The sequence below is a fragment of the Maribacter aquivivus genome, from assembly GCF_900142175.1.
Classification (GTDB): Bacteria; Bacteroidota; Bacteroidia; order Flavobacteriales; family Flavobacteriaceae; genus Maribacter; species Maribacter aquivivus.
Genome location: NZ_FQZX01000004.1, coordinates 96,620 through 110,102, shown reverse-complemented (window position 1 = coordinate 110,102; position 13,483 = coordinate 96,620). Strand labels below are relative to the sequence as shown.

Here is a 13,483-nt window from a genome sequence, read left to right as displayed (position 1 = left end):
TTAACGCTGCTTTTGAATGAGTGAAAGAGACATTCATTTAAAACAGACGCAGAGAATGATTGCTTGTTGGTGGTAAAATCAATAATTCTTGAAATAAAAATTTTAAAGGTTGTTGAAAGACCGTAATTTTAAGGCCATGGGTATTTTTAAAAAAGATAAACTTCAAATCATCAACTTTCAATCATACGGTAATGCTACTCGACTGTATGCGAGAGGTAGGGCTATTGAAGATGAAAATATCGATTTAGACCAAAAAGGTATTTTTAATTTAATGCAGAATACATGGAAACGGTTTGAAACTGATGAAATAAAAAACTCCCCAGTTAAGATTACGTTTTCCAATGGTCATACGGTACAAGGTACAACCGATAATGATGGTTATTATTTAATTGATGAGCATGTAGAAGGACTCCAAAGTCTGGCAAATGAAGAGGGCTGGGTGAATTTTGAGCTGTCTTTTGCGAATACCAAATTAAATAGAGAGATATTACTTCAAAATCGTTTTCCAGGTGAAATGTTAATACCTAGTAGTAATGCCAAGTTTGGAGTAATTAGTGATATAGATGATACCATTTTACATACAGGTGTAGTGTCTTCTTTAAAATGGAAGGTAATTATTAATACCATGTTTAAAAGGGCTACCAAGCGCTTACAATTAGAAGGGGCGTCTGATTTTTATACTAAACTTCACCAAGGGAAAAGTGGTCAAGAAGCTAACCCCATATTTTATGTTAGTCATAGTCCGTGGAATTTATATAGATATCTTGAGCTTTTTTTAAAGACCAATAATTTTCCTAAAGGACCCATTTTATTGCGAAGCATGGCAAGTTTTAAAAGGAGGTCCAAAAGCGATGAAAAGCCGCAAAAGCAAAAAGAAATAAATAATTTATTAAAAGCATATCCTAATCTACCGTTTATTTTAATTGGTGATAGCGGCGAAAAAGATGGTGATATTTATCAAGAGGTATCTACATTGTTTCCTGGTAGGGTCAAAGCTATTTATTTACGTAGCGTTAACCATTCTAAACGAATGAAACGAATTGAAAATCTATTTTCTGACTTTAAGGATATTCCTTTTTTAATGGTGAATAAAACAGAGGAAGCCATTGAACACGCTAAGAAAAACGGATTTATTTAGAAATTACCCTTTTTGTATATTTGAAATTGGCACCCATCTAGTATCATCAAAATCATTTAAAGCATTTACTAATTGAAAACTTTTAAAATTTTGAATATCACTTTCTAGAATGTGAGCTTCGGTAATTTTGTTTTCTTCTAAAAGTCTAGCTCTACATGTGCCTTGAAGCAATGGGGTAGAAGGCGTAGTTATTAGCTTACCATCTGTAAAAAGAATATTTGAGTATGAGGCATCGGTAATCAATCCGTTTTTTAGAATAAGCACATCGTCAAAATTTCCTTTTTGATTAAACAGTTGATTTAGTTTTTTACGATTATTCCTTTTTAAGGAATAACTTATAGTATCATCATTTACTAGCTTAAGTGATTTAGGTATGCTGTTTTCATATAAGGAAATAGAATAGCGAGTACCATGTTGTTTGTAACCAATACGCAACTTATATTTAAAGTTGTTGTCTAAATTAGTTAGATGTATGCCATCGAACAAGGTGTAGGTTGGGTGGGTTTTATATTGTTGAATATAAGACTTATTGAATCTAGCTTCATGGTATTCTTCATTCTTAATTTGGCTATTTTCAATACAAACAGATTCAAATAATGGGTACATATATTTTTTCTAAAAGTTCTTGGTATTCCTCTTCCATCTCGCTCAAGTGAGTAATGCCACCGCCACTTTTGTAAAAAAGCTTTTTATTAATTTTTTCTATAAACCGTATGCTTACGGCACTATCTATTTGCTCTCCGTCAAATACGCCAAAGATTCCTGTATAGAAACCACGTGGTTCAATTTCTGCGGTAGATATAATTTCTAAAGTTTTCTTTTTAGGTGCTCCGCTTATAGATCCTGCCGGTAATGTTTTTAGCAATAAAGAAGCGAAATTATCTTTCCAGTTCTCAGGTAATTCTCCTTGAATTTCAGTACTAGTCTGTAATAATTCTTGATTTCCTTTTTTAATTTTATCTACGAACCTAAATTTATTGACCCTTACTTTTTTGGCAATCATGGAAAGGTCATTTCGTATAAGGTCTACTATAGTGTTATGCTCGTACAGTTCTTTTTTATTCGATAATAGTAGGTCTTCTGCATTTGGCACATTGCTGTTGATAGTGCCTTTCATTGGGTAAGAGAAGATGCTTCCGTCTTTAATTTTGAGATAACATTCTGGTGAAAAAACAACGAATTTATCTTTGTAAAGAAGCTTATATGGCGCATGGGCTTTTTGATAGATCTCATTTAAATCTACCGTTGTGTTAAGTGCGGTAGGGAAAGTAAGATTTAGCAAAAAGCTATTGCCATTATTTAGTTCTTGTTTAACGGTGTTGAAGGCATTCTCATAAATTTCTTTAGAAACCATTGTTGGTTTTAAATTAAAATCGACACCTTCAAGATTAGTTTTAGCAAAATTTTCATCATTACCGTTGCCTTTGATATTGAAGAAGATATTTTGGTTTGCAGCTTCTTCAAACGTAAAAACCTGTTTTATTGATTTTTCAAAATCGATGATGAATAAAAACGGAATTCCATCTTGAAGAAAGCGAGTCGCTTTTTTTTCAAAATTTTCCATTGGTTTCGGGCTTTTCGAAAGTGAACCTAAAATAGACCGTTAATTTGAGCGTCAATTTTGTTAAGTATACTACCTAAATCTTCAGGGTTGTCTACAAAATCTAAATCGTCTACATCTATGATCAATAAGTTTCCTTTTTCATATCCATGAATCCAAGCTTCGTAACGTTCATTCAATCGGCTTAAATAGTCAATTGAAATCGTATTTTCATATTCTCTACCTCTCTTATGAATTTGCTTCACTAAATTAGGGATAGAGCTACGTAAGTAAATTAAAAGATCTGGCGGGTCAACTAAGGTCTCCATCAAATCAAATAAACTAGAATAGTTTTGAAAATCTCTATTGGTCATAAGACCCATAGCATGTAAATTGGGTGCAAAAATATGTGCATCCTCATAAATAGTTCTATCCTGAATTATTTCTTTACCACTTTCTTTAATTTGAAGAATTTGTCTGTATCTACTATTTAAAAAGTATATCTGAAGGTTAAAACTCCAGCGTTCCATCTGATTGTAAAAATCATCTAAATATGGGTTCTCAACAACATCTTCATAATGAGCTTCCCATTTATAATGTTTTGAAAGTAATCTAGTTAGGGTTGTTTTTCCGGCACCGATATTTCCGGCAACTGCTATGTGCATAGAATTAAATTAATTAATGGTTGTGTTCTTTTTTTCAAACAAAGTTCGATGGTACAAGATACAAGATAACTATAGGAAGTAAAAACATATTTGTTGTATGGTATAAAAATAATTGCCTCAATTCATTTATTAACAGAAATTGATTAAACCAAAAGCAAAAAAAGGTGTCATACTACGGAATTTAATTTTGGGACATGGGAAAATATTATTGGTTTATAGGTTTTATAATGGTTTTTATGGGCGTTACCATGCAAGCGCAAGATTTTCAAGGTAAAGCAGTATACCAGAGTAAAACACAGGTGAATTTCGATTTTGGGAACAGAAACATTCCTGAGGATAGAAAAAAAGAAATGATGGAGCGAATAAAAAGGGCAAATGAGAAGACCTTTGTTCTCAACTTCAATCAAACAGCATCTATTTATGAGGAAGAAGAAAAACTGGAGCAGCCAGGTGAAAGAGGTGGTGGAGGTCGTGGTCCTAGATTTGGTGCAATGACGGGTACAGATGGCGATTTATATAAAAATATAAAAGATCAGCGGTATTTGGTCAAGAATGAGCTGTTAGGTAAAATTTTCTTGATAGATGATGAATTAGAGTCATTAGAGTGGAAAATGGGTAGCGAATCTAAGAAAATTGGTAATTATACCGCATTCAAAGCAACTGCTACAAAAACGATAAAGCGCCCTAATATGAGTGCGATTTTCAGAAGACCGGGCAGGGGAGAAGACAATAATGATGACGAGAAAAAAGGAGAAGAGTTTGTTATAAAAGAAGTTGAAATTGTAGCATGGTATACACCTGAAATTCCAATAAATCAAGGTCCGGGATTATACTGGGGGCTTCCAGGATTAATATTAGCTGTGAACGATGATATAACGACTATTGTTTGCTCTGAAATTACCATGAATCCGTCAGAGAAAATAGAAATAAAAGCACCCAGCAAAGGTAAAAAGGTAACGCAAGCTGAGTATGATGAAATCTCTCAAGAGAAGATGAAAGAAATGCGAGAGAATTTCAGAAACAGAGGTGGTCGTGGTGGCGGTAGACCAAACTAAAATAGTACTTCATAATTCATTCTTTTTTATAGTTATCACATGAAAAATAAAGTACTTATAACCCTGCTATTATTGGTGGTTGCCATCAGCTCAGCTCAAGAAATATCATTATCAGGTACTGTCAAAGACAGCCTAGGTATTGGTGTTGATATGGCTAATGTAATTGCTATAAATACTGCTACGCAAGGGTTAGAATCTTATGGAATAACCAATCATGCGGGGCTATTTAAGCTGAAGCTAAAATCTGGTCAGCAATACACGGTTAAAATAAGTTATCTCGGTTTTAAACCAGAATCGTTCACATTTACAGCTGGTGAAAATGATGCTGTCAAAGATATTGTAATGCAAGAGCAAGCGGCGCAATTAGATGAAGTAGATGTTACTTATGAAATGCCCGTTTCTGTAAAAGGAGATACTATAGTTTACGATACCGATTCGTTTGTATCGGGTACTGAAAAGAAACTAAAAGATGTGTTAGAAAACCTACCGGGAATTGAAATAAACGATGATGGCCAAATAGAGGTAGAGGGTAAGACCGTAAGTAAGATTATGGTAGAAGGTAAAGATTTTTTCGATGGTGATACGAAGTTGGCGGTAGAGAATATTCCAGCAAATGCCTTAAGTAAAGTAGAGGTATTGCGTAATTTCAATGAGGTGTCGCAAATGAAAGGACTTACTAATGACGATGACAATGTGGCTTTGAATATAAAGCTGAAAGAAGGTAAAAAGAATTTTTGGTTCGGAGAGTTAACAGCAGGTTATGGTCCTGAAGATAGGTATTTAGCGCACCCGAAGTTATTTTACTACAGTCCTAAATACAGCATAAATATTATCACCGATCTAAATAATATAGGTGAAGTTCCTTTTACACGTAACGATTATAGAAATTTTACAGGCGGGTTCCGAAATTTGAATTCTAGAGGAGGAAGCTCCATTTCTACAGGTGCAGATGCGTTGGGACTTTCTTCGGCACAGAATAATAGGGCAAATGATATTGATACCAAATTCGCAGCAGCTAATTTTAGTTATGCCCCTATGGATGGTTTGGATCTAAGCGGATTCGGAATTTACTCATACACCGGTACGCTCATGAAATCTGAAGGAACCACATCATATATTGCCAGTAATGATGTGGAAAGTACTACCACGAATACAGATCAGACAATACATTTAGGTTTGGCAAAATTGAGTGCCAAGTATAAGCCTAATGAAGATTTTCAATTAGATTTTGATGCACTACTAAAACAGTCAGATGATAATGAAGAGGTAGATGTACTTTCTATATCTTCTATTACCGATCAAATTGCAGAGGTAAAAAAGCAGAAGCCGTTATCTATAAATCAGAATTTAAATATCTATTACACCTTAAATGAGAAGAACATTTTTGCGGTAGAAGCGCAATATTTATATCAAGATGAGGATCCTTTCTATGAAGCGATCCGTAACGAGTTTGCCTTTGTAGATATTTTTCCAGTAGATGAAAATCAGAATTTATATAATATCAATCAGGCTAAAAATGTGGTAACCAATAAGGTCGATGCCAAAGTAGATTATTACAGAGTTCTTGGCACAAAGAGTAACCTTAATCTAACCTTAGGTACTACACAAAGCAATCAAAATTTCAATTCTAACATTTTTCAGATATTAGATAATGATGATGTTTTAAATATGAACGGCGATGAGTTTGATAATGAAGTTGGCTTTCATGTGTCTGATGTTTATGCGGGCTTACATTATAAAGTTATTTCAGGGATTTTTACTTTCAATCCGGGAGTTACCTTGCATCAGTTTAATGTAAAGAATGAGCAGTTAGGTACTGTAGTAGAAGATAATTTGACTTCGTTGTTGCCTGACCTATATATAAACGCACAACTAAAGAAATCAGAGAACCTTCGTTTTAATTATCGTGTAACACGTTCGTTTACAGATGTAAGTAATTTTGCGCAAGGTTATGTGTTAAACAATTACAATTCGCTGTATAGTGGAAATCGCGATTTAGAGAGTGCGCTCAACCATAATGTTTCGCTAAATTTCTTCAGCTTTAATATGTTCAATTTCACTAACATTTTTGCTAACATAGCGTACACCAAAAGAATAGATGCTTTAAAAAGTGGCGTTGATATCATTGGTATTAATAGAGTAAGTAGTACCATCAATTCTAATTTTGAAGATGAGTCGTTAACGGCAAGCGGAAAATACGAACGTACATTTGGTAAGATAAAAGCATCTGTACAAGGTAATTTAGGTTGGTCTACTACCAACAACCTTGTAGATAATGTGCAGCGAACCTCAAATTCATTGACACAGAATTATACAACTGCTTTATCTACCAATTTTAAAGATGCACCAAATTTAGAATTAGGGTATAGGTACACCGTAAATAATTATGAAAATGGCGATTTAGAAACAACATTTTTCACGAGTAGGCCATACGCTCGTTTTGATACCAGTTTTTTAAAGAGCTTTATTTTCAACGTAGAATATGATTATTATAATTATTCGGATGAGGAAGATACCATATCAAATAGCTATAGTTTTCTAGAAGCTACCCTCACGTATCAGCAAAAAGATAGTCGTTGGGAATATGGTATAAAAGGAACCAATTTACTGAACACCACAACATTAAATAGAGACAGTACAAATGAACTATTTTTTAGCACACAAGCCTATTTTGTGCAGCCGCGCTATGTGTTGTTATCTGTAAAATATGATCTTTAAAAATTGAAAATTAAGGGTTAGAATTATCAAATCTTTTAATTGAGTCAATAAATAACATCATATTAAGAATTGAACAGAACATTTTTTCTATTTTTGCATCTGAATTAAAAAAGTGAGGAGGGATTTGACTGATTGCAACCTCTGTTTTAGCCTTAGGGTATAAAGCGAAAAAAATGCTAAAGCAGTTGATGTTGATATCGCTTCGCATCACACTTCTTTTCGGCATTCCTTCAAATCCTTTGAAAAAAAAAGATTGTTATGCCATATTTATTTACATCAGAATCTGTTAGTGAAGGACATCCGGACAAAGTTGCGGATCAAATCAGTGACGCGTTATTAGATAATTTTCTTGCCTTTGATCCAGAAAGTAAAGTTGCTTGTGAGACATTAGTAACTACTGGTCAAGTAGTATTAGCAGGAGAAGTTAAAAGTGATACCTATTTAGATGTTCAGAACATTGCCCGTGAAGTCATTAATAAAATAGGATATACAAAAGGAGAATACCAGTTCAGCGGAGATTCTTGCGGTGTTATTTCTTTGATACATGAGCAGTCTCAAGATATTAGCCAAGGTGTAGACCGTGGTTCAAAAGAAGAGCAGGGTGCCGGTGATCAAGGTATGATGTTTGGTTACGCAACTAGTGAGACAGAAAACTACATGCCTTTAGCTTTAGATATCTCGCACAAAATTCTGCATACATTAGCAGAAATGCGTCGAGAAAATAAAGAGATTGATTATCTAAGACCAGATGCTAAAGCACAGGTTACTATAGAATATTCAGATGCCAATGAGCCAATACGTATAGATACTATTGTAGTTTCTACACAGCACGATGCTTTTGATGCAGATGATGAAAAGATGTTGGCGAAGATTAAGTCTGATATTATTTCCATTTTAATTCCTAGAGTAAAGGCACAATTACCAGCAGATACTCAGAAATTGTTTGATGATCAGATCAAGTATCATATTAACCCAACAGGTAAGTTTGTAATAGGTGGTCCGCATGGCGATACCGGTTTAACAGGTAGAAAGATTATTGTTGATACTTACGGTGGTAAAGGAGCTCACGGTGGTGGTGCTTTTAGTGGTAAAGATCCAAGTAAAGTAGACCGTAGTGCAGCTTATGCAGCGCGTCATGCAGCAAAGAATTTGGTAGCTGCAGGTGTGGCAACTGAAATTTTGGTACAAGTTAGTTATGCTATTGGTGTTGTAGAACCTACATCTATTTATGTAGATACCTACGGTACATCAAAAGTAGGATTGAGCGATGGTGACATTGCAAAGAAAGTAGCGCAGTTATTTGATATGAGACCTTTTGCTATTGAAGATCGCTTAAAATTAAGAAACCCAATTTACTTAGAAACCGCTGCATACGGACACATGGGTAAGCAGCCAATAACTGTTACTAAAGTTTTTGAATCACCATATAACGGTCGTATTGAAAAAGAAGTGGAATTATTTACTTGGGAGAAGTTAGATAAAGTAGCAGAGATAAAGACAGCATTTAATTTATAGACGTTACTGCTACTGCAACGAAGCTATGTATTTATAATGGAGATGAATACTTTGTTATTGTTTACATTTTGATTATCAACTACTTAAAGGGTGAAATCAAATTAATATGTTTTCTCAAATAGAATTAAGTATATAAAATGCTTCGTGTTTCACGGGGCATTTTTTTTGCCTTATAATTACCTCACAAGCCAATTAACACCTCTTCACAACAAGAAAGTCTGTTTTGACCACAAAATCTATTTTGTAGGAAAAAGATTACATATATTTATAATGTAATAATTAGAGAATCCCAAATCTCGCCACCTACAAAAGATGAAATACATAGTTGTAGTGCAAACGAAATACGCACATCGTCAAGTACAGGTTGAAGTCCCAAATGTCAGCTTGTTATCAACACTGTTTAAAGGTATAACATCTATAAAAAACCTATTAAAGTAATAACTTAACCTACGAATGCCATGTCATTACCCCACAGAATTGTGCTAGTCATTTTAGCTTGCATAGTATTACAATCTTGCTCAAAAGATACAGATCTTATCTCTGAATTTGTTGTTCTTGATGCATCTAAAAAAGAGTGCCGTGCCGTAGAAATCAGCGCGGACTTAGATTTGGAAAAATCTGAAAAAACAGTTGCATTAATTCCTTTTTCTGATTAAATTCCATCCCGCTAAACACTAACCATATGAAAAAACAACTACTCCAAGAAACTACTGTTCAAGAATATAAAGGTGATTTTTTTACGGGCATACTTATGCTTGTAAGAAAGTTGTTCATGATATAATCTTGTTCGCAATTGCTTCATAAATGCTTGCTTCTGATAGCATTTATGAAGTATTTTTCCTTTCTACACTACACCATTTATTTTTAAATTCTATTGAGCCTGCCTATTAATTGGTAATGCAAAGTTACTGTGCTATAACGCAATTTGGCACACTTCTACACAGGTATTCAAATAAGACAACATTTTCCTGTGTCTACCTATCTATAAACCTTCAAAAATCGAGTAAACTTTCTTAGATTTAAGACTTCAAACTCTTAAGACATGCCAAAGTTTACCATCAAACACCTTTTTACCCTAATTTTTCTTTCTACACTAATTATTTCCTGTAGAAAAACAGCACCTAAAGTGGCAGATGCCGAAGTCTCCGAAACTTATGTAGCGGATAACTACACGAAGAAAGAAGTCGATATCACCATGCGAGACGGCATCAAATTGCACACTACGGTGTATTCGCCAAAAGATACTTCAACAGAATACCCGATCATCATGCAACGAACTCCCTATAGTTCGCAGCCCTACGGAGAAGGTAATTTCAAAACTAAAATAGCACCCAATATTCACATGATGCAAGATGGCTACATTGTGGTATACCAAGATGTTCGTGGTCGTTGGTTAAGCGAAGGGCATTATGAAAATATGCGTGCTTACAAGCCCAATAAAAAAACAGATCAAGATATCGACGAAAGTTCAGATACGTATGATACGATAGACTGGCTGGTAAACAATGTAGAAAACAATAACGGTAATGTAGGTATTTGGGGAATTTCGTATCCTGGGTACTATTCAACCTATGCCGTTGTAGATGCACACCCAGCATTAAAGGCAGCATCGCCACAGGCGAGTATAGCCGATTTCTTTTTTGATGATTTTCACCATAACGGAGCGTATTTGTTAAGCTATTTTAGAGCAACGTCATTATTTGGTACTCCTAGACCCGATGGTGATAAACCTATAGATACGGCATGGTATACACTACCAGATTTACCTACAGAAGATCAATACCAATTCTTTTTAGATGAAGGTCCGTTGAAAAATTTAGATCGCTTCTTTGAATATGAAACTACAGATACGCCACGTATGGCAAAAGAAGGTGTAACCGATGATTATTTCTGGAACGAGCTAAAAGAGCATCCTAATTATGATGAAATGTGGCAGAGTAAGGGATTAATTCAGCATTTAAAAAATGTAAAGTCTAGCGTGGCAACAATGGTTGTTGCTGGAGAGTTCGATGCCGAAGATTTATACGGACCCTTAGAAACCTACAAGAATATTGAAAAGTACAATGCCGATAATTACAACACTTTGGTTTTTGGACCGTGGGATCACGGCGGATGGGCAAGAAGAAAGGGGCAGAACATTGTTGGTAACTATTACTTTGGGGATGGAATTTCTGAGTTTTTTCAAGAGAATATAGAAACTAAATTCTTTGATCATTTCTTAAAAGGAAACGGAGATAAAAATAGCGGACTTCCGGAAGCTTATGTTTTTGATACTGGTCGTAAAGATTGGAAGACCTATGATACTTGGCCACCAGAAGGTGTAGTTAAAAAAGATATGTACTTATCTGCAAATCAAGAACTGACTACCGAGCCAAAAGCAATAGAGGAAGTAAAATTCATTAGTGATATTAAAAAACCAGTCCCGTATTCAGAAGATATTAAAACGGTATTTACACCAAGAAAATACATGACAGATGATCAGCGTTTTGCTGCTCGCCGTGGTGATGTTTTGGTTTTTGAAACCGAAGTGATGGAAAATGATATGACCCTAGCCGGAGATATTCTAGCAAAACTAAAAGTAGCCACTACGGGTACCGCGGCAGATTGGATTGTAAAAATTATTGACGTACACCCGGCAGATGAACCAGCCTATGAAGGTATGCAAGACCACTTAAAAATGAGCAACTACCATTTAATGGTACGTAGTGAGGTGCTTAGAGGTAGATTTAGAAATAGCTTTGCCAATCCAGAGCCATTTGTAGCGAATCAAAAGACAGAAGTAAACATAAAGCTGCAAGATGTTTTTCATACTATTAAAAAAGGGCACAAGTTACAGGTGCAATTACAGAGCACGTGGTTTCCGTTGATAGATTTAAATCCTCAGACTTATGTAGATAATATCTTTGAAGCAGATGAATCAGATTTTAAAACTCAAACCCATACGGTATTTACAGATTCTAGTATTGAGTTTTCTGTGTTGGAGTAGCGGGGCATCAAAGTAATAATTTATTAAAAAGTATATTAACGTATTGCTAGTTCGAGTGCTTTTGACCTATTTTTCGTAGGTCAAGAGTGTATCGAGAACCTTTTAGGTAAACATTTTTTATCAACCTGAAATCCCACAGAAAACTAACAACAAAACCTCAAATTATATATTTTTCATAAAATACTAGGTTTTTAAAATCTTCTGCCCAATATTTGTAGCTCAAAGTTCACACACTTATTGAATAGTTATCAAGAAAGGTGGAGGGATTAGACCCTTTGAAACCTTAGCAACCCTTTGTTCCATACAAAGAAGGTGCTACATTCTACCCTTAGGGGATGGATAACAGTAATCGATTTTTTATCGATATTACTTTCTTATAACTTTTTGATTTTACCTACCCGCAATTTTTGCAGGTCGAGGTTGAGCTTTTTAATTATTTAAACAATTTTTAAAAACAACAAAATCATGAGTAACTACAAATTAGCAACAAACGCATTACACGCAGGTCACGACACAACTACCAACGGTGGTACAAGGGCAGTGCCTATTTATCAGACATCATCGTATGTATTTAACGATACAGACCATGCGGCAAACTTATTTTCTTTAAAAGAACTAGGTTTTATTTACACACGTTTAAACAATCCGACGAATCAAATTTTACAAGATAGATTAGCTGCTGTAGAGGGTGGTATTGGTGCGGTAGTATTTGCATCGGGTACAGCTGCAATCTCAACTGGTTTATTGACATTATTAAAAGCAGGTGATCACATTGTGGCATCAAGCAGTTTGTATGGTGGTACGTTTAACTTATTGAACGTAACCTTACCAAGATTCGGAATCACAACAACATTCGTAGATGCATCAGATCCTGAAAATTTTGGAAAAGCGGTACAAGACAATACAAGAGCATTCTTTGTGGAGTCTTTAGGGAATCCGAAATTAGATGTGTTGGATTTGAAAGGAATTTCAAAAGAATCTAAAGCGGCAGGTGTTCCATTTATAGTGGATAATACAGTTGCTACTCCGTCATTGTTAAACCCAATTGAGCACGGAGCAAACTTGGTAATTCATTCATTGACAAAGTACATTGGCGGACAAGGAACTTCTTTAGGAGGTGCTATTATTGACGCAGGTACGTTTGACTGGACTAACGGAAAATTCCCGGAATTTACGGAGCCATCTGCAGGTTACCACGGTCTAGTATATAGCGAAGCATTAGGAGCTGCAGCGTTTACCTTTAGATTAATTTTAGAAGGCTTACGTGATTTTGGCGGAGCATTGAGTCCGTTTAACGCATTTCAAATTATACAAGGTTTAGAAACCTTGCCAGTTCGTATTAAGCAACACAGTGCAAACGCATTAGAATTAGCAACTTGGTTAGAGGGTAGAAAAGAAGTGGAATGGGTAAACTATCCAGGGCTTAAGAGCAACAAGTACAACGCATTAGCTAAAGAATACTTGCCAAAAGGACAAAGCGGATTAGTTACCTTTGGCGTTAATGGCGGATTTGAAGCTGCTAAAAAAGTAACCGATGCTACGAAGATATTTTCTTTGTTAGCTAATATTGGAGATACGAAGTCATTAATCATTCACCCAGCAAGTACAACGCACCAACAATTAACTGCAGAGCAGCAAGAAAGTGCAGGTGTAGGTCAAGATTTAATTCGTTTGTCTGTTGGTCTAGAAGATATTGAAGATTTAAAAGCCGATTTAGAACAGGCATTTGCTAGTCTTTAATTTAGATTACTGAACAAGGTATAAGCAAAAAAGACTAAACAATCGGTTGCTGAGTAAAGCTCAAGTGACCGATTATTTGATAATAAAATACTAGTGCTGGTGGCTGAGCAAAGTCGAAGCCAAGCC

At 35.1% G+C, this 13,483-nt stretch carries 10 protein-coding genes and 1 riboswitch; of the genes, 7 read left to right on the top strand and 3 right to left on the bottom strand.

Annotated features, from left to right (window positions below; genetic code table 11):
* The first annotated feature begins 112 nt into the window (after nt 1-112).
* A complete protein-coding gene (locus tag BUC31_RS18590; protein WP_317614969.1) occupies nt 113-1,138 on the top strand; it encodes an App1 family protein in 1,026 nt (341 codons plus the stop codon).
* A gap of 3 nt (nt 1,139-1,141) precedes the next feature.
* On the opposite strand, the gene BUC31_RS18585 is transcribed toward BUC31_RS18590, so the two are convergent.
* From BUC31_RS18585 to BUC31_RS18575, 3 genes are read right to left on the bottom strand one after another with little or no spacing between them, the layout of a single operon-like run.
* A complete protein-coding gene (locus BUC31_RS18585; RefSeq protein ID WP_073247086.1) occupies nt 1,142-1,744 on the bottom strand; it encodes an aminotransferase class IV in 603 nt (200 codons plus the stop codon).
* A complete protein-coding gene (locus BUC31_RS18580; RefSeq protein ID WP_073247084.1) occupies nt 1,728-2,702 on the bottom strand; it encodes an aminodeoxychorismate synthase component I in 975 nt (324 codons plus the stop codon). The genes BUC31_RS18585 and BUC31_RS18580 overlap by 17 nt, the downstream gene beginning before the upstream one ends.
* A 26-nt stretch (nt 2,703-2,728) precedes the next feature.
* Nucleotides 2,729-3,343, bottom strand: a complete 615-nt coding sequence (locus BUC31_RS18575) for a deoxynucleoside kinase (protein WP_073247082.1) — start codon at nt 3,341-3,343, stop codon at nt 2,729-2,731.
* Between the two features lie 194 nt (nt 3,344-3,537).
* Here BUC31_RS18575 and BUC31_RS18570 point away from each other — a divergent pair, with 194 nt between their 5' ends.
* The 6 genes from BUC31_RS18570 (at nt 3,538) to BUC31_RS18540 (ending at nt 13,357) form a co-directional block, all read left to right on the top strand.
* The gene (locus tag BUC31_RS18570; RefSeq protein WP_073247080.1) at nt 3,538-4,398 is read left to right on the top strand and encodes a GLPGLI family protein; all 861 of its coding nucleotides are present in this window, start codon (nt 3,538-3,540) and stop codon (nt 4,396-4,398) included.
* A gap of 39 nt (nt 4,399-4,437) precedes the next feature.
* On the top strand, nt 4,438-7,116 hold the full coding sequence (locus BUC31_RS18565) for a TonB-dependent receptor (protein WP_073247079.1): 2,679 nt from the start codon (nt 4,438-4,440) through the stop codon (nt 7,114-7,116).
* 258 nt (nt 7,117-7,374) lie between these two features.
* On the top strand, nt 7,375-8,631 hold the full coding sequence (metK, locus tag BUC31_RS18555) for a methionine adenosyltransferase (protein WP_073247075.1): 1,257 nt from the start codon (nt 7,375-7,377) through the stop codon (nt 8,629-8,631).
* Nucleotides 8,632-9,089: 458 nt separating this feature from the next.
* A complete protein-coding gene (locus BUC31_RS18550; protein WP_073247073.1) occupies nt 9,090-9,287 on the top strand; it encodes a hypothetical protein in 198 nt (65 codons plus the stop codon).
* Nucleotides 9,288-9,673: 386 nt separating this feature from the next.
* A complete protein-coding gene (locus BUC31_RS18545; RefSeq protein WP_084135094.1) occupies nt 9,674-11,617 on the top strand; it encodes a CocE/NonD family hydrolase in 1,944 nt (647 codons plus the stop codon).
* A 242-nt stretch (nt 11,618-11,859) separates the two neighbouring features.
* A riboswitch (SAM riboswitch) is annotated at nt 11,860-11,963 on the top strand.
* A gap of 119 nt (nt 11,964-12,082) precedes the next feature.
* The gene (locus BUC31_RS18540) at nt 12,083-13,357 is read left to right on the top strand and encodes an O-acetylhomoserine aminocarboxypropyltransferase/cysteine synthase family protein (RefSeq protein ID WP_073247071.1); all 1,275 of its coding nucleotides are present in this window, start codon (nt 12,083-12,085) and stop codon (nt 13,355-13,357) included.
* Nucleotides 13,358-13,483 lie beyond the last annotated feature (126 nt).